We start from the raw sequence: 16396 nt of genomic DNA, 5'->3' as shown, positions 1-16396 counted from the left end.
AGAGCGACTATCTTGTCTTCACCATGACCGGGCCGTCGGAAACGATGGTTCCGGTGTCGACCGTGGGCAGTGCGGAGGGGACCAGGCTGCCGTCGTCACGGACGTCATAGATGTGCACCTTGGTGGTGATTCCGGTGGTGAGGACATCGGCGGCATAGAGATGCTTCTGATCGTCGCTGAGCACGACCCAGCCGGGGCCCGAACCGAGCGGAGTGCTGTACGGGGAGCCGGGTAGGGGCGACAACGCACCGTCGGCACCGATGGCGAAACCGTTGACCTTGCCCGCGGCGACCGACGGGATGTAGACGCGGCGCCCGTCGGCGCTGACCTCGGCATTGTGCGGCATCGCCGGGACCGCGTAGGGCGAGCCAGGAGTGGGTGTGAGCCGGCCGTCTGCGCCGATCGCGTATCCCGAGACCGCGCCGCCCTGTTCGTGGCTGATGTAGACGAATCGTCCGTCCGGTGTGTACCCGGGATTGACCGGCAGCAGGCCGACCTGTGTCGAATCGCCGAGTGCGGCCAGGGACCCGTCGGCGTGAATGGCGAAACCGGCGACGTTGCCGTCGATCGCGCTCGCGAATCGCAGGAAGCGCCCGTCGGGGTCGATGGTCACCATGGGCAGCACGCCCGCGCCCGCGCCGGGCACGGGGATCGAGCCGGCCGGTGTCAACGCACCGGCGGCCGATACCGCGAACGCGTCGATGCGACCGGGGAACCCGCCGACCCCGACGAACAACCACTTGCCGTCCGGGGTGATCGCCGAGGTGATGGGCAGTCCGCCGTCGATCACCGCCTCGCCGCCCGCCACCGGCCGTAGCGCGCCCTGGTCGTCGACGTGATAGCCGGTGACCTTCTGGGAGGCCGCCTGCGTGGCATAGACGGTCCGGCCCTCGGGCGCGAGCGCCACCGAGAACAGGCCGAGATCCACATCGAACGGAGTGCCGGCGACCTTGGTCAGCGAACCGTCGGCGTTCATCCGCAGTACCGCGATACTGCCACTCGCGGTGCCGCCGACCAGCATGAACTGCGGCGACAGGGCGGCGGCGGCCTGCGGTGCGGGGGAGAGTGTCCAGCTCGCCGAGCTGAGCAGGACCGTGGCGACCGCGACGGCCGCCTTGTGGAATCCGCGGCGGCTGAAACCGGATCGGCGGGAGGGAGATGTCGTCATCGACGTACCTTTCGCAAACAGAGCATCGGCGCTCCTTGTTCTTCGCCCCTGGCCGCTCCGTATTCGGCGGCCGCTGCGATGCGGGGCGAAGTGAGCTAGACGGTAGGCAATCTCCGGTTCCGGAACTGTCCAGATATTCGGACACGATCACGGGATGTCCGGTGTGAAAGGGCAATGGTGCCAATCGATTCGACACGCAGCTTGTCGGCGCCACCGCGCCGCTTCTTCGACTGATCCGGAAAGTGTCCGAATCACAGGCAGTCGTGCCGTGGACCGCGCCCCATTGTTTTCCCTTCATGGCCTCTGATTCCATGACGACAGGTGGGGCGTTGGGCGCCGACCACACCCGAGGTGGCGAGGAGGTTCTGCGCCGATTCGCGATCGGCTCCGACGGAGCGCTCGACCTCGACGAGTCGACGATCATCTACCTCGCCGCTGATTTACGCGCGCGGGCCACGTGGATTCGGAAAGATCAGGCTGACAGAAAGGCCGCCGCGAGATCGGCGGATACGGCGGAACCGAGCATGAAGGTGTCCTCAGGAATCGGTGGGAAGACCGAGGGCGTCGGTGGTCTCCGCAGCGGACGTTGCGAGCAGGTGTTCGACGAGAAGCTCGGTGGAGGGACCGAGTTCGCGGCCTCGCGGCGTGGCCAGGTGGATCCGGCGCTCGGCCCACGGCTCATCGAGATCGAGGACGGCCACCCGGCCGGACCACTCGTGCCCGACCAGGCATTCGGGCTGCACGGTGACGCCGAGGCCGGCGTGCACGAGACTGATCGCCGTGCCGCCGCTGCGCAGGACGTGCGTGGGCTTGTACTCCTCGCCGGCCCGCTGGGCGGCGGCACGCAGCGCGGCGACGAGCGCCTGCGGCGCGATGAGGTTCTCCGGCAGCAGGTCCAGGATGGTGACCGCGTCCCGCTCGGCGAGGTGGTGGCCGCGCGGGGTGACCACGACCAGCCGGTCACGGCGGTACGGGGTGACATCGACACCGTCGAGGTCGAGGCCGTAGGCGGAGGCGAAGACGCCGAGATCGGCTTCGCCGCGGGCGATCTCCTTCACGATGTCGGAGTTCTCCACCTCGTGCACGATCAGGTCCACCAGCGGGAACTCCCGGCTGAACTCGCCGAGCTCGTGGGCGAGGAACGGCACGATCACCGAGCGGGCCGACACGACCCGTAGCTCGCCCCGCACGCCCTCTGTGAGCGAGGCGAACTCCGATCGCATGTCGTCGAGGCTGTCGAAGATCCTGCGGGCGTGGCGGGCCAGGATCGTGCCGGCGGCGCTGGGTACCACGCCCTTCGGGGTCCGGACGAGCAGTTCGACCCCGGCGATGTTCTCCAGCACTTGGATTCGTTTGGTGGCGGTGGACGCGGCGATGTTCTCGCGGATCGCGGCCAGCCCGATCTGCCGCTCTTCGATGGCCGAGAGGAACAGGCGCAGCGTGAACAGGTCGATCTGGCGAATCAGGTGCAGGCGGTTGAAAGTGGTCATCTCACCTTCGTGATCATGCAGCGGGCAGTGACCCTATCGTACCGTAGTATATATTGTATATAACTAGGGCGCGTGTATTCGCTGGTCAGGATCAGACGCGTTCGATCAATGCCACCTTCACGTGGTCGGGACGCTTCAGCGTTCCGTCGGGAACCAGGTCGACGATCGTTTTGACGTTGAGCGCCGAGCGCACCCGCTGTTCGATCGTGGTGCGCAGCTCGTCGCGCTGCTGCTCGCTCAGTTGCCGTCCGTACTCGACCACGAGCGGCAGCGGCTTCTGTGTGGAGTGACCCTCGAAGTCCGGCCGGATCCGCATCTCACCGGTCGTCGCGGGCGCGAGTTCCAGGACGAGTTCCTTGACCGCCGAGGGGAACAGGTTGATCCCGCGCACGATGAGCATGTCGTCGGTGCGGCCCACGCAGCGCACCTTGTAACCGGTTCGGCCGCAGGCGCAGTCGGTGCCGGTGACCACCACGTGGTCGCGGGTGCGGAAACGCAGCAGGGGGGAGGCCTGCCTGCGCAGCGCGGTGTAGACGAGTTCGCCCTGCGCGCCGGCGACCGGATCGACCTGCTCGCCGGTCTCCGGGTCGATCAGCTCGGCGATCATCAGGTCGGGAGAGAGGAAGTGCATGCCTTCACCCGCCTCGCACTCGCCCCAATAGGTGCAGGCGATATCGGTGCCGCCCAGCATCTCCCGTGACGTAGCGCCCCACAGTGCTTCGAGCTTCCCGCGGACGGCGGGCAGGCCGCCGCCGGGCTCGCCGCCGACGCTGATCGAGCGCACACCCAGCTCGTCGGCGGCGCGGCCGACGATGCGCGGTGCCTGCTCGGCCAGGTGGGTCAAGAAGTACGGCGTGCCGATGAGCCCCTCGGGCCGCTGATCGGCCTGCACCCGCAGCAGCCGCTCTGCGCCGGCCTCGGCGCCGATGGGGATGTCGACCACACCCATGTACTGCAGGATCTGGATGATCGGCAGTCCGCCCACGAAACCCTTGCTCATGCCGAAGCCGTGCAGCACGCGATCGCCGGGCCGGAAACCATTGGCATAGAGGGCGCGTGCGCCCAGCTCGCACCAGGTGCGGATGTCGGGCTCGGTCAGTCCGACATATGACGGCGAGCCGGTCGTTCCCGAGGACGCCTGCACCTGGACGATATCGGCCCCGTCGGCTGCGACGTGTGCGCCCAGCGGCGGATGGGCGGCGAGACTGTCGCGCAGTTCCTGCTTCTCGGTGAACGGCAGCCCCGCAAGGTCGGCGGTCGTGGCGACCCGGCTCACGTCGACCCCCTGCTCGGCGAACTTGGCCTGGTAGAACGCGCTGTTCCCGGCCAGGTAGGCGAGCTGCTCGCGCAGTCGTTCGTCCTGCACGCGACGGGCGTCCTCGGCGGGCAGGGACTCGACCGCGCTCCAGTGCCGCGCCGAGAACGGAATATTCCTCATCATCACTCCTGAATGGCCGATTCGCCGTCGCCGGGATAAATTGACGGTCCGGCGGAATTCTGTTCCGACCATAGATCGGTGATTCCGGCGGTTCAATTCGCAATCGGTGAAACGGCACTTCACGATTCATCACTTGCTATCGGCCGCACCGTCGTGCAGCCTCGGAATATCGCCGGTAATCCCGTCTCGGGAATCCGGAATCGTGCGAGGTCACCGCAGTGTTGCTTGCGCACCGCGCCCGACATCGGCATGCGGTCGTCGGGCCGACCGCCCCAGGCTCGGTACCTGCCATCCGCCGAATCGCGCGAAAAACAATCGCATCGCACAACGGAGTAAGAGAATGAATTCCAATTTTCTGGACGAGTCGCAGGCGGCCTGGCTCGACGTCGTGAACAAATTCATGGACGAGGAGATCACCGTCGAATACGTACGGCACTGCGATGTGAACCGGGAGTACCCCTACGAGGCGTACGAGAAGATCGCCGCGCAGGGCTGGCTGGGCATCCTCATCGACGAAGCGGACGGCGGCTCGGGTGGCGACATCTTCGACTACTCGCTGATGGCCGAGGGCCTGGGCAAGTTCGGCTTCGACTTCGCCTGCTCCGTGCTGGTGCCCACCTTCACCGCGATGAACATCCTGAAGTACGGCACCGCCGAGCAGAAGGCGCGCTACGTCAAGCCGTTCATCGACGGTTCCCTCCGCTTCTCGGTGTCGATCTCCGAGCCCGACGCCGGTTCGGACGCGTCCAACACCAAGACCCGTGCCCGCCGCGACGAGAACGGCGACTGGGTCGTCTCCGGCCAGAAACTGTGGTGCTCGGGCGCCGCCGCCAAGGACACCGTCATCGCCATGCTCGTGCGCACCGACACCGAGGACAAACACGGTGGCCTGTCGGTCCTGCTGATCCCCAACGACACTCCGGGCGTCGACATCCGCAAGCTGCCGACCCTGTCGCGGCACGCCACCGGCACCACCGAAATCTTCCTCGACGAGGTACGGGTCCCCGCCGACGCGCTGCTCGGCGAGGTCGGCCAGGGCTGGAAGATCATCACCGACCACCTCGAGCTGGAGCGCTGCGCGGTGGCCGCCGCCTACGTGGGCAACGCCCAGCAGGCGGTGCACGCGGCCAACAAGTACGCCCACGAGCGCATCCAGTTCGGCAAGCCGATCTACGAGTTCCAGGTGCTCAAGCACATGCTGGCCGAGAACCAGACGCGCGTGGACGCCGCCCGCCTGCTCTGCTACCGCGCCGCGAAGATGAAGGCCGCCGGCCTGCCCGCTCCGCGGGAGACCTCCATGGCCAAGCTGTACGGCTCGGAGACCCTCAAGCAGTGCGCCCTCGACGGCATGCAGATCCTCGGTGGCTACGCCAACCTGCCCGAGGCCGACATGGAGCGCTACCTGCGCGAGAGCGTGCAGTCCACCATCGGCGGCGGCACCTCGCAGATCCAGCGCACCATCATCGCCAAGTCGATGCGCCTGCCGTCCGGCGCGTAAGCCGCAGTCCCGCAGAAACTTCCAGGAGGAACACCGATGGCCACCATCAACAATCGCATCGATATGCCGCTCGACGAGATCGAGGTCGGCACCGTGTTCCGCTCCGGCGGGCGCACCATCACCGAAGCCGATGTGGTGAACTACTGCGCGCTGACCGGCAACTGGATCGAGATCCACTCCAACATCCACTACGCCGCGCGGACCCGCTTCGGCGAGCGCTTGGTGCAGGGCTCGCTGACCTACTCGCTGATGACCGGTCTGATCCAGTTCGGCCCGTCCATCCAGGCCAACTACGGCATCGACAACCTGCGCTATCTGAAGCCGGTGCTCATCAACGACACCATCTACGTCACCGCCGAGGTGACCGGCAAGAAGGACAAGGACGACAAGTTCGGCGTCGTCACCTTCCTGATGAAGGCGCTCAACCAGCACGGTGACGTGGTCCAGCGCAGCGAGTGGAGCCTGCTCATGCTGCGTAAGCGCTCCGATCTCGACGCCCTCGTCGGCGCATCGCTGCCGACCGAAAACGCGCGAGGCTGAGTCCATGACCGCCCAACCTGTCGCCGCGATCGTGGGCATGGGCGATGCCTATGCCACCCGCGCCGACCGCAAGGACCCGCTGCAACTGGCGGCCGAGGCCACCGTCGCCGCGCTGGCCGACGCGGGCATCACCAAGCACCAGGTGGATGCCCTGTTCACCGGTCGCTCGCCGTGGGCCGACAAGCGGTCGCAGTGGAGCAACATCTTCGCCTCCCACATGCAGATGCCCTTGACGTTCACCAGTGAGCTGACCCTGCACGGCGCCGGCCTCACCGCCACGCTCGCGCAGGCCTCGCAAATGATCGCCGCGGGCAAAGCCGAGTACGTGCTCTGCCTGCAGAGCGACGCGACGGAGTTGTTCGTCGACGCCGTGGCCATGGGCGCCGAGGCCGACGCGGATCCGCAGTACGAAGTGATCTACGGACCCACGATCCCGTCCCTCTACGCCCAGGCCGCGCGCCGGTACTTCCATGAATTCGGCATCACCGAAACCGATCTCGCCGAAGTCGCCGTCGCCAACCAGCGCTGGGGCGCGCACCACCCGCACGCGGCCAAGGCACGCCACGGCGAGATCGATGTCGCCACGGTGCTCGCCTCCCCGTATGTGGCCACCCCGCTGCGCCGGTGGATGTGTTCCACCTGGGGCGGCGGCACCGGTGGCGCCCTCGTGGTCACCGCGCCCGACAACGTGCGCCCGCACCAGAGTCCGGTCTACCTGCACGGCTACGGCTCGGCCACCACACACGAGTACCTGACCGACCGGATGAACATGCGCCAGTGCAAGTTCCCCGGCTTCGGCACCCTGCCCAACCTGACCCACACCGCGACCATCGAGGCCGCACGCCAGGCCTACACCATGGCCGACCTCGGCCCGTCCGACATCGACATGGTGCAACTGTCGGTCAACTTCGCCCACATGGGCCCGATCCTCCTGGAGGACCTGGGCTTCGCGAAGAAGGGCCACGGCATCGACGTCTACCGCGAAGGCCGCACCGGCATCGACGGTGACCTGCCCACCGACACCAACGGTGGCTGGCTGTCCTTCGGCCAGCCCGGCATCTCCTGCAACATGGACACCCTCGTCGAGGCCGTGCGCCAGCTGCGGGGCACGGCACACGGACTGGCGCCTGCCGTGCGGCCGGAAACCGCGCTGGTCCAGGGCGCGGGCGGCATGCTCGCGGCGGGCAGCGTCCTCGTACTGGCCTCGGCGGCCTGAGCGGATCGGAGACATCATGAGCGAGACCACCGCATCCGGCGGCTGGCCCCAGCCCTACCGGCTGCTCGACGCCGGCCCGTACTGGGCGGCACTCGACGATCAGCGCCTGACCTTCCAGCGTTGCGCCGACTGCACCGAGCCAGTGTGGCCTGCGCACTCGTACTGCCCGTACTGCAGCTCGGACCGGCTGGCCTGGGAGCAGTCCAGCGGCAACGGCACCCTCTACTCGTTCAGTACGGTCATGCGCGGCCCCACGCCCGTGTGGGCCTCGATCACTCCCTACACCGTGGGATTCGTCGAGATGGCCGAGGGCTACATGCTCTTCGGCCAGATCGAGGGCGATCCGGAATCCTTCGCCATCGACGCACCCGTCACCGTCCGGTTCGTCGAACGCGGCGCGCAGACGGTTCCCGTCTTCACCACCGCGACCACCAGGTAGAGGTGCACGATGACAGAACACTATCGGTCAGGAGCGGGCGATGCAGAATGAACTCCCCCTGGCGGGGATTGTGGTGGTGGAGCTGGGCGACAGCGCCTCGGCGCCGTTCGCCGGCAAGATCCTGGCAGAACTCGGCGCCGAGGTCTGGAAGGTCGAACGGCCGACCGGTGACTCCGCGCGCGGCTGGGGACCGAGCATGTGGAAGGGCAGCGGCGCTGCCTTCCATGCGCTCAACCGGGGCAAACGGTGCGTCAGCATCGACATCAAGGACCGCGACCAGCTCGCCGAACTGCACCGGCTCATCGCCGAGCGCGCCGATGTCTTCCTGCACAATCTGCGTCCTGGCTCGGCCGCGAAGTACGGGCTCGACGCCGAGAGCCTGCGGGTGACCAAACCCGAGCTCGTGCACTGCGCGGTCGGCGCGTTCGGGCATACCGGGCTGATGAATACCCTGCCCGGTTACGACCCGCTCATGCAGGCCTTCTCCGGGATCATGAGTATCACCGGCGAACCCGACCGACCGCCGGTGCGCGCCGGTGTCTCGATCATCGACTTCGGCACCGGCATGTGGGCCGCCATCGGAATCCTCGCCGCGCTGTACCGGCGGCAGTCCAAGCTGGACGGCGCAGCGGTGGACGCGTCGCTGCTCGAGACCGCCATCGCCTGGATGTCGATCGGCGTGGCCGGCTACAACACCGACGGCGCGCCCGGCGAACGGCGCGGATCGGGCGTGGCGTTCATCGTCCCGCACCGGGCATTCTCTGCCGCCGACGGCGATCTCATCGTGAGCTGCGGCAACGACGGGTTGTTCGCGCGCTTGAGTGCGGCACTGGACCGGCCGGAATGGGCCACCGACGAACGCTTCGCGACCAACCAGGCGCGGCTGGTGAACCGTGCCGAGATCGATCGCCTGATCGGAGAGCGGCTGGCAGGCGACACGCGCGAGTTCTGGCAGAACCGCTTGCGGGACTTCGGGGTTCCGTTCGCGCCGGTGCAGACCACCGCCGAGATGATCGCCCACGAGCAGACCAGCGCACTGGGTATCATCGGCGCACCCAGTGCCGACGAGATCGGGGTCGTCGGGCTGCCGCTGTCCTTCGACGGCAAGCGGCCGCCGCCGTTGGCCGCCGCCGAGGACATCGGCGCGAGTAACGGATTGCTGGCCCGATGAGCGGTCCGCTGTCGGGGGTGCGGGTGCTGGAGCTGGGCGGGGTCGGGCCGACCCCCTTTGCCGCCATGCTGCTGGCCGACCTCGGCGCCGACGTCCTGCGTCTGGACCGGCCACCCGGCTACGACGGCGGCGCCCCGGTCGACGCTCGCTTCGATCTGCTCAACCGGGGCAGGCGCAGCGCGGTGTTCGACCTGAAGAAGCCCTCGGCGGTCGCCGCGGTCCTGGCCCTGGCGCGCAGCGCCGACATCCTCATCGAGGGGTTCCGGCCCGGTGTCGCGGAGAAGCTGGGCGTGGGACCCGACGACTGTCTGGCGGTCAACCCGGCACTGGTCTACGGCCGGATGACCGGCTGGGGCCAGCACGGCCCACTGGCGTCGGCCCCCGGCCACGACATCAACTACATCTCACTCACCGGCGTCCTGCACTCGGTCGGCCGGGCCGGAGAACCGCCGGTCATCCCGCTGAATCTAGCGGGCGATTTCGGCGGTGGTTCGCTGTATCTGGCGTTCGGCGTCGTCTCGGCCCTGCTGGAGAGCCGCACCTCGGGCCGCGGCCAGGTTGTCGACGCGGCGATGGTCGACGGTTCGGCCTCGCTCATGACCCTGTTCTACGGGCTGCTCGCCGCCGGCTACTGGCACGACGAACGCGGCGTGAACCGCCTGGACTCGGGCGCGCCCTGGTACAACGTCTACGAGACCGCCGATTGCGGTTGGATCAGTGTGGGCGCCAACGAATCCCGGTTCTGGCGCAATCTGCTGGATGTGCTCGGCCTCGACGAGTCCGAACTTCCGGATCAGCACGACCGGAGCGGCTGGCCGCGGATGCGCGAGCGGCTGGCCGAGGTCTTCCGCACCAGGACCCGCGACGAATGGTGCGCCATGGCCGACGGCCGGGAGGCCTGCCTGTCCCCGGTCCTGTCGCTGACCGAGGCGCCCACGCACCCGCACTTGCGGGACCGCGGCACTTTCGTCGAGATCGAGGGCGTGGTCCAGCCCGCCCCCGCGCCGCGGTTCAGCCGCACCCCCGGCGCGATTCAGCGACCGCCGACCGAACCCGGCAGGCACACCGATGAAGTGCTGACGGACTGGGGCTTCACCGACAGTGATCTGTCGGCGCTGCGTGAAGCGGGCGCCATCGGATGACGACCTGCCCGGTGCGCTGCGCACCGGACCGGCTCCACCGCCGTCCGCGGTGATCAGAGGTGCTCGGCGAAGAACGGTTCGATCTTCTCGAACGCCTGGTCCACGTACTGCTTCTGCTCGTGAGAACGGTCCGTGGGGTGCGTCGAAAGCCGCCGACGGTGACAGCTGCTCGTGCAACTACCTGCTCGACATCATGTCCCCGTCGACCGAATCGCTCGAAGTCCCTCGCCCGCCGCGCCGCCGCCCGATCGGCGGGCTGACCTCCTGTTGTCGTCACGACCGCCGGGCGAGTGTTTCCGGAGTGTAGGCGGCGCCGTCGGCGACCAGCCGGTCGATCTCGTCGCCGGCGAACCCGTACTCGCGCAGCACCTGCACCGAGTTCTCCCCGAGCCGCGGTGCGGGATAACGGAATTCGGGAGTGTCCTCACTCCACCGCTGGGGTATGCCCAGTGATCGCAGCAGTCCCTCGGTCGGGTGCTCTTCCTCGATGAAGAACCCGACATCCTTCATGTGCGGATCGTCGAGCAGCGTTTCGGGGGTGTTCATCTCGATGGCGGGGATATCGGCTTCGTTGAGGAGCTGCACCCATTCCGCCGTCGTCCTGGTCTCGAGCACCTCGGCGAGGAAACCGTAGAGCAGGCCGATGTTCTCGGTGCGGCGGCCGATGTCGGCGAAGCGGGGATCTTCCGACATCTCGAGCCGACCGGCGAGGGCGAAGAAGCGGTGCCAGTGCTTGTCGGTGTAGACGTTCACGCCCAGGTAGCCGTCGCGGGTGCGGTAGGGGCGGCGATCGGAGTTCATCATCCGGGCGTAGCCGGAGGTGCCGGTCGAGGGGATGAAGGTGTGGCCGTAGAGATGGTCACCCAGAGCGAACTGGGCGAAGGTCTCGAACATCGGCACCTGCACCTCCTGCCCGTGACCGGTGCGCTCCCGGCGATACAGCGCGGTGGTGATGGCGTTGGCGGCCGCCATGCCCACCACCCGGTCGGCGATGGCGGTGGCGATATAGGTGGGCGGCCCCGATTTGCGGCTCTGCAGGACGGGCATGCCGACCGCCGCCTGGATCAGGTCGTCGTAGGCGGGGCGGTCGGCATACGGGCCGTTCTGGCCGAAACCGAAAGCGCCGCAGTAGATCAGCCGCGGATTGCGCTCATGGACCCGCTCGTAGGCCAGGCCGAGGCGCGCCATGCTCTTGGGACGCAGGCTGTAGAGCAGGACATCGGCCGAGCCGAGCATCCGCTGGAGTGCCGCATTGCCCTGCTCCGATTTCAGGTCGAGCACCAGACTGCGCTTGTTACGGTTGAGGTGCAGGAAGATCGCGCCCATGCCGGGGTTGCGCCGCGGACCCACTCTCCGGGTGGTGTCGCCCGCGGTGGATTCGACCTTCACCACATCGGCACCCATGTCGGCGAGCAACAATGTCGCGAACGGGCCCATGAAATCGGAGGTCAGGTCGAGAATACGCACGCCGTCGAGCGGTCCGGTCATGAATACATCCTTTTCGAATCATGCTGTATCGAGCGTAATTCCTTTCCGAAACGGAACCCAGTGACGAGTCGTCAAGCGCCGATTCGCCGGAGTTGAAGTGACCGCGGTCACCGGCGAGTTGTAATTGTTCCCGGTCGGAGGCGTTCCAGGGAAGGATCTTTCCCATTGTCGGCGGCAAAGTCCGGAGAAAAGGTTGTTGCATCGGCTTCGAGCCGCGAAATACTCGAAAGGACAGTGCCACCATGGCTACCAGTGTCAGCTTCCCGAGCAACGGCCTGCGTCTGGCCGGGCTCCTGTTCACCCCGGAGAACCGCACCGGCGAGTGCCTGCCCGCCGTCGTGGTCTCGCACCCCGGTGGTGGCGTCAAGGAGCAGACCGCGAGCATCTACGCCCAGCGCCTTGCCGACAAGGGCTACGCCGCGCTCGTCTTCGACGCCGCCTACCAGGGCGAGAGCGAAGGTGAGCCGCGTTTCCTGGAGGACCCCTTCCAACGTTCCGAGGACGTGAAGTCCGCGGTCACCTACCTGACCACCCGTGAGGACATCGACCCGAACCGGATCGGCGCGCTCGGCATCTGCGCCTCCGGCGGCTATGTGCCGTTCGCCGCGCAGACCGATCACCGCATCAAGGCCGTGGCCACCGTCTCCGGTCTCGACATCGGTGACTACCTCAGCAACGGCCTCGGCCGCACCCAGGATCCGTCGGTGCTGCAGGAGATGCTCGACGCCGCGGGCGCGCTGCGCACCGCCGAGGCCAAGGGCGCCGAACCGAACTACCAGATCTGGGCGCCGCCGACCGCCGAGGGTCTCGAGGGCGCGCCCGCGCTGTTCCGCGAGGCGCACGACTACTACCGCACCCCGCGCGCTCAGCACCCGCGCTCGGAGAACAAGTGGCCGCTGCAGAGCATCGACCGCATCGCCCAGTTCGACGCCTACGCCAAGGTCGCCATGATCTCGCCGCGTCCGCTGCTGATGATCGTCGGCTCCGAGGCCGACACCGCCTACTTCAGCGAGGAGGCCGTCGCGAAGGCCGCCGAGCCGAAGGAATTGTTCGTCATCGACGGCGCCAGCCACATCGACCTCTACGACGTGGACCAGTACGTGACCCCCGCCGTGGAGAAGCTCGACGAGTTCTTCGGCAAGGGTCTGGCCGGCTGATCCGGTCGCCCCATCACCGGCGATCCCTACAGACGTCTGCCCCGCACGGGTGATCCTCGTGCGGGGCAGACGTTTTCGTTTCGCCAGGCGCGACTACCGGTTCAGCTGCCCCGTCTGGCAGTCGCCGACGGGCTGGTCCCGAAGCGTTCCCGGTATGCCGGAACGGGTCAGCCGATCGGCAGTGCGATGGCGCCGGGATCGTCTGCGGAGCGCAGGCCCGTCGACGCAGGCCGGTGACCCGTGGACACCAGCCGCCGTCCCGCCCATGAGCAGGATCCGGGATTCGGCCGCGGGAGCGCCACCCGCGGTCGTCGCCGTCGCGCAGGTGCCGAGCACCACCACGCCGAGCGCGCCGGCGAACCGGCGCAGCGACGTGCTGGTCCGGGCAGGTCGTCGTGTCGTCATCACATACCCCGAACCGGATCAGACGCCGAGGAAATCGTGGTAGCGGAAGGTGATGTCGCCGTCGAGCAGCTCGAGCAGTTCGGCGATCACGCCCGACTCGTCGCGCCAGGCGAGGTAGGCCTCGAAGTTCGCCCTGGAGTCCCACTTCTCGACGAACAGGATCCGCGAGGGCTCGTCCTGGTTGCGCGCGACCTCGACGCTGATGTTGCCCGCGAAGCTGCGCGTGCCGGCGAGGTGGTCGACGAACCAGGTCCGCAGATCGTTGACGCGGCCTTCCTTGGCGGTCATGTCGATGGTCACCTGAATTGCCATGGGGATACTCCTGTGTATCGGGGGATGTCGTCGGCCGCAGAACGCGGATCGGTGCGACGACCGTAACCCCGGTCACATCCGAAGCCAATTGGCAAAAAGGAAACCGGCACTTCGCCGCCGGTGAAACGCCGGCGAAAGCCGATTCCCGCCGTTCGAATCCCTGTTTCGGAAATCGCCAATTGAATAGCCGGAATCGCTGGATATGATCGGTATCACCTTCCGGAGAGGCGAATTCCGGAAGACCTTCGCAGCGAGGCGAATTCGGCCGCCGGCCGTGGCCGCGCGATGAGCTGTATTCGTCCGGCGGGCGCCGGCCGGGGTCGGTGCCCGGGTGCCCGCGCCGAGGAGATCTTCCGTGATCATCAGACGCCGAAGCAAACCGCTCCGTGCACAGGCCGCGACGGCATTCGCACTCACATCCCTGTTGGCCCCGCCCTTCCTGTCCGCCTCCGCGACGGCCGCCCCGCCGGTCGCCGTCGACCATCTCTCCGTCACCGGCGGTGTATCCGATCAGCTGCTCGGATACACCGTCGGTGACGGGGTGGGACCCCAGCCGGTCGCCGGTGCGCCGTATCCGACCGGGTTCGGCACGCTGTCGAAGAGTTCCGCCGATCACCGGTTCCTGTCCGTGATCACGGTGACCCCGGTCGCCGCGATCCGCCCCTACGCGATCGGTGGCGACGGCGCCCTGACCCCGGTGCCCGGATCGCCCGTACCGGTGCCGGAAGCGCCGTTGGGCATGAACCTCTCACCCGATGGCAAGCATCTGGTGCTGACGACGGGTCCGAGCACCGACGGTGGCGCGCACCTGCGGGCCTACTCGATGGGACCCGACGGTGCACCGTCGCCGGGCGGTGAGGCCGTCGGTATCGGGCCGGCAGGCACGCTGTCCGGCGGGGGATCGGACGCAGCCCCGACGGCCACTACCTCTACACACCCAATGCCATGACCAACGATGTCAGTGGCTTCGAGGTCCTGCCCGGCGGCGCGCTGCGAACCCTGCCCGGTTCGCCGTATGTCGGCGGTGCGGCCGGGACGATGCCCGGTCAGGTGCTCGTCTCCGGCGACGGGCGCAGGCTCTACGCCGTCGACCTGTTCGGCGCCGAGCCGATCCCGGCGGTGACCCTGCGCAGCTACCGCATCGCGCCCGACGGTGTCCTGACTCCGGACGGGTCGACGCCGTCGGAACCGGACTGCTGTTCTCGGCCGCGTCATTGCTCGTCCCGGGCCGCTGACGTGTCCGGTGGAAGTGTCCGAAATTTGGACACCCCTGTGGTCTCGGTCTCTCTACTGTCGAAGACTGGCCACATTCCATTCCCTGCCCTCGCCGCTGTCACGGCGAATTCCCGAGAAATATCGAGGTGAAAAATGACTGCCGTTCTGCCCGAAACTCCCGCTGTCGACCGTGACGGTGTGCCGCATTACCGGTTGTTCATCGACGGTGCGTGGGTCGATACCGACACCAGCATTCCGGTGGTGAATCCGGCGACCGGGGAGACCGTGGTGACGGTGGCTGTCGCCGCTCCCGAACAGGTCGACGCGGCGGTCGCGGCCGCCAAGCGGACGCACGAGTCCGGCGTGTGGCGCAACACCCCGCCCGCCGAGCGCGCGGCGGTCATCGACCGGGTGATCGCGGCGCTGAGCGTGCGCATGGAGGAGCTCGCTGCCCTGAGCGCCCGGGAGACCGGTATGCCGGTGCGGCTGGCCGGCGCGATCGGGGTCGGCTTCCCGCTGATGCACCTGGGCCACTACGCCGAACTGACCCGCACCTACGAATGGGAGCGCTCCGGCCCGGTGACCGGCCAGGTGCTCTCGGCGAGTTTCATCCGCAAGGAGCCGGTCGGTGTGTGCGCGGGCATCGTCCCGTGGAACTTCCCGGCCGTCATCGCGGTGTGGAAGTCGATCCCGGCGCTGGCCGCGGGCAACACCGTCGTCCTCAAGACCGACGAGAAGACCCCCATCTTCGCCCTGGAACTCGGCGCGCTGCTCCGTGACGCCGGGCTGCCCGACGGCGCCTTCAACGTCGTGGTCGGCGACGGCCCGAACATCGGCGGCCGCCTGGTGAAGCACCCGGATGTGCGGCTGGTGTCGTTCACCGGTTCCACCGCGACCGGCCGTCAGGTGATGGCCGACGCGGCGGGCACGGTCAAGAAGGTGTTGCTCGAGCTCGGCGGCAAGGGCCCGAACATCGTCCTGGACGACGCCGATCTTGATGCGGCCGTGGACGGTTCGATCTACGCCTTCCTGCTGCACGCCGGCCAGGCCTGCGAGTCCGGCACCCGGCTGCTGCTGCCGTCGTCCATCCACGACGAGTTCGTCGCCCGGCTGGTGAAGCGGCTGCAGGCCCTGAAGCAGGGCAATCCGCTCGACCCGGCCACCGACATCGGCGCGGTCATGAACAAGACCCAGCAGGAGCGCATTCTCGGCTACATCGAGAAGGGCAAGGCCGAGGGCGCGACCGTCGTCATCGGCGGCGGCGTGCCGACCGGTCCGGAGTTCGAGCGTGGCTACTGGGTCGAGCCGACCGTGTTCACCAACGTCACCAACGACATGACCATCGCGCGCGAGGAGATTTTCGGCCCGGTGCTGTCGGTGCTGAAATACGAGTCCGAGGACGAGGCGATCGAGATCGCCAACGACACCGAATACGGCCTGTCCGCGGCCGTGTGGAGCCGCGACAACCAGCGCGCGCTCGAGGTCGCCCGGCAGCTCGAGGCGGGTTCGGTGTGGATCAACGACTTCCACAACATCTCCCAGTACCTGCCGTTCGGCGGCTTCAAGCAGTCCGGCACCGGTCGTGAGCTCGGCCCGGACGCGCTCGACGAGTTCACCCAGGACAAGAGCGTCACCATCGACCTGTCCGGTGATGTGAGCCGCCGCGCCTACGGCCTGGTCCTCGGCACCCCGCGCTCGGCCGAATAGCGCCCTCGCA

At 67.8% G+C, this 16396-nt stretch carries 16 protein-coding genes; 10 read left to right on the top strand and 6 right to left on the bottom strand.

Features of this window, described 5'->3' with window-relative positions; genetic code table 11:
* Window positions 1-7 precede the first annotated feature (7 nt).
* The 3 genes from NB3_RS29205 to NB3_RS29195 form a co-directional block, all read right to left on the bottom strand.
* A complete protein-coding gene (locus tag NB3_RS29205; protein WP_067809735.1) occupies window positions 8-1168 on the bottom strand; it encodes a lactonase family protein in 1161 nt (386 codons plus the stop codon).
* A gap of 536 nt (window positions 1169-1704) precedes the next feature.
* The gene (locus NB3_RS29200) at window positions 1705-2658 is read right to left on the bottom strand and encodes a LysR family transcriptional regulator (protein ID WP_067809733.1); all 954 of its coding nucleotides are present in this window, start codon (window positions 2656-2658) and stop codon (window positions 1705-1707) included.
* Between the two features lie 91 nt (window positions 2659-2749).
* Window positions 2750-4096, bottom strand: coding sequence for a phenylacetate--CoA ligase family protein (locus NB3_RS29195; RefSeq protein ID WP_067809794.1), 1347 nt, complete (start codon window positions 4094-4096; stop codon window positions 2750-2752).
* Window positions 4097-4436: 340 nt separating this feature from the next.
* On the opposite strand from NB3_RS29195, the gene NB3_RS29190 reads away from it, so the two are divergent.
* From NB3_RS29190 to NB3_RS29165, 6 genes are read left to right on the top strand one after another with little or no spacing between them, the layout of a single operon-like run.
* Window positions 4437-5594 carry an acyl-CoA dehydrogenase family protein gene (locus NB3_RS29190; RefSeq protein ID WP_067809732.1) on the top strand — a complete coding sequence of 386 codons (1158 nt, stop codon included), beginning with the start codon at window positions 4437-4439 and terminating at the stop codon, window positions 5592-5594.
* 36 nt (window positions 5595-5630) lie between these two features.
* Window positions 5631-6134, top strand: coding sequence for a MaoC family dehydratase (locus NB3_RS29185; protein WP_067809730.1), 504 nt, complete (start codon window positions 5631-5633; stop codon window positions 6132-6134).
* 4 nt (window positions 6135-6138) lie between these two features.
* Window positions 6139-7350, top strand: coding sequence for a thiolase family protein (locus NB3_RS29180; RefSeq protein ID WP_067809728.1), 1212 nt, complete (start codon window positions 6139-6141; stop codon window positions 7348-7350).
* 16 nt (window positions 7351-7366) lie between these two features.
* A complete protein-coding gene (locus NB3_RS29175; RefSeq protein WP_067809727.1) occupies window positions 7367-7789 on the top strand; it encodes a Zn-ribbon domain-containing OB-fold protein in 423 nt (140 codons plus the stop codon).
* 40 nt (window positions 7790-7829) lie between these two features.
* Window positions 7830-8960, top strand: coding sequence for a CaiB/BaiF CoA transferase family protein (locus NB3_RS29170; RefSeq protein WP_067809725.1), 1131 nt, complete (start codon window positions 7830-7832; stop codon window positions 8958-8960).
* Window positions 8957-10102 carry a CaiB/BaiF CoA transferase family protein gene (locus NB3_RS29165; RefSeq protein WP_067809724.1) on the top strand — a complete coding sequence of 382 codons (1146 nt, stop codon included), beginning with the start codon at window positions 8957-8959 and terminating at the stop codon, window positions 10100-10102. Before NB3_RS29170 ends, NB3_RS29165 begins: the two co-directional genes overlap by 4 nt.
* Window positions 10103-10375: 273 nt before the next feature.
* Here the strand turns inward: NB3_RS29165 and NB3_RS29160 are convergent, their stop codons facing one another.
* Entirely contained in the window at window positions 10376-11590 is a 1215-nt protein-coding gene (locus NB3_RS29160; protein ID WP_067809722.1) for a CaiB/BaiF CoA transferase family protein, read from the bottom strand.
* Between the two features lie 242 nt (window positions 11591-11832).
* Here NB3_RS29160 and NB3_RS29155 point away from each other — a divergent pair, with 242 nt between their 5' ends.
* Window positions 11833-12747 carry an alpha/beta hydrolase gene (locus NB3_RS29155; RefSeq protein ID WP_067809721.1) on the top strand — a complete coding sequence of 305 codons (915 nt, stop codon included), beginning with the start codon at window positions 11833-11835 and terminating at the stop codon, window positions 12745-12747.
* A gap of 93 nt (window positions 12748-12840) precedes the next feature.
* Here the strand turns inward: NB3_RS29155 and NB3_RS35355 are convergent, their stop codons facing one another.
* Together NB3_RS35355 and NB3_RS29150 are read right to left on the bottom strand one after the other, a co-directional pair.
* Window positions 12841-13152, bottom strand: coding sequence for a hypothetical protein (locus tag NB3_RS35355; protein WP_157112074.1), 312 nt, complete (start codon window positions 13150-13152; stop codon window positions 12841-12843).
* 18 nt (window positions 13153-13170) lie between these two features.
* On the bottom strand, window positions 13171-13464 hold the full coding sequence (locus tag NB3_RS29150; protein WP_067809719.1) for a putative quinol monooxygenase: 294 nt from the start codon (window positions 13462-13464) through the stop codon (window positions 13171-13173).
* Between the two features lie 355 nt (window positions 13465-13819).
* On the opposite strand from NB3_RS29150, the gene NB3_RS29145 reads away from it, so the two are divergent.
* Genes NB3_RS29145 through NB3_RS29135 form a run of 3 tightly spaced genes read left to right on the top strand, consistent with a single transcriptional unit; the run spans window position 13820 to window position 16386 of the window.
* Window positions 13820-14413, top strand: coding sequence for a hypothetical protein (locus tag NB3_RS29145; protein ID WP_067809717.1), 594 nt, complete (start codon window positions 13820-13822; stop codon window positions 14411-14413).
* Window positions 14410-14829, top strand: coding sequence for a lactonase family protein (locus tag NB3_RS29140; protein WP_067809715.1), 420 nt, complete (start codon window positions 14410-14412; stop codon window positions 14827-14829). Before NB3_RS29145 ends, NB3_RS29140 begins: the two co-directional genes overlap by 4 nt.
* A gap of 3 nt (window positions 14830-14832) precedes the next feature.
* Complete coding sequence (locus NB3_RS29135; protein WP_067809713.1) at window positions 14833-16386, top strand: aldehyde dehydrogenase family protein; 1554 nt, start codon at window positions 14833-14835, stop codon at window positions 16384-16386.
* The last annotated feature ends 10 nt before the right edge of the window (window positions 16387-16396 follow it).

It is taken from the genome of Nocardia beijingensis NBRC 16342 (genome assembly GCF_001612785.1).
GTDB classification, from domain to species: Bacteria; Actinomycetota; Actinomycetes; order Mycobacteriales; family Mycobacteriaceae; genus Nocardia; species Nocardia beijingensis.
This window is presented reverse-complemented; position numbering and strand designations above follow the sequence as displayed.

Coding starts and splice junctions, on each gene's coding strand:
- NB3_RS29135 (WP_067809713.1), top strand. CDS start 14,833: ATGACTGCCGTTCTGCCCGAAACTCCCGCTGTCGACCGTGACGGTGTG.
- NB3_RS29185 (WP_067809730.1), top strand. CDS start 5,631: ATGGCCACCATCAACAATCGCATCGATATGCCGCTCGACGAGATCGAG.
- NB3_RS29190 (WP_067809732.1), top strand. CDS start 4,437: ATGAATTCCAATTTTCTGGACGAGTCGCAGGCGGCCTGGCTCGACGTC.
- NB3_RS29170 (WP_067809725.1), top strand. CDS start 7,830: ATGCAGAATGAACTCCCCCTGGCGGGGATTGTGGTGGTGGAGCTGGGC.
- NB3_RS29200 (WP_067809733.1), bottom strand. CDS start 2,658: ATGACCACTTTCAACCGCCTGCACCTGATTCGCCAGATCGACCTGTTC.
- NB3_RS29155 (WP_067809721.1), top strand. CDS start 11,833: ATGGCTACCAGTGTCAGCTTCCCGAGCAACGGCCTGCGTCTGGCCGGG.
- NB3_RS29175 (WP_067809727.1), top strand. CDS start 7,367: ATGAGCGAGACCACCGCATCCGGCGGCTGGCCCCAGCCCTACCGGCTG.
- NB3_RS29150 (WP_067809719.1), bottom strand. CDS start 13,464: ATGGCAATTCAGGTGACCATCGACATGACCGCCAAGGAAGGCCGCGTC.
- NB3_RS35355 (WP_157112074.1), bottom strand. CDS start 13,152: ATGACGACACGACGACCTGCCCGGACCAGCACGTCGCTGCGCCGGTTC.
- NB3_RS29180 (WP_067809728.1), top strand. CDS start 6,139: ATGACCGCCCAACCTGTCGCCGCGATCGTGGGCATGGGCGATGCCTAT.
- NB3_RS29160 (WP_067809722.1), bottom strand. CDS start 11,590: ATGACCGGACCGCTCGACGGCGTGCGTATTCTCGACCTGACCTCCGAT.
- NB3_RS29195 (WP_067809794.1), bottom strand. CDS start 4,096: ATGAGGAATATTCCGTTCTCGGCGCGGCACTGGAGCGCGGTCGAGTCC.
- NB3_RS29205 (WP_067809735.1), bottom strand. CDS start 1,168: ATGACGACATCTCCCTCCCGCCGATCCGGTTTCAGCCGCCGCGGATTC.
- NB3_RS29140 (WP_067809715.1), top strand. CDS start 14,410: ATGACCAACGATGTCAGTGGCTTCGAGGTCCTGCCCGGCGGCGCGCTG.
- NB3_RS29165 (WP_067809724.1), top strand. CDS start 8,957: ATGAGCGGTCCGCTGTCGGGGGTGCGGGTGCTGGAGCTGGGCGGGGTC.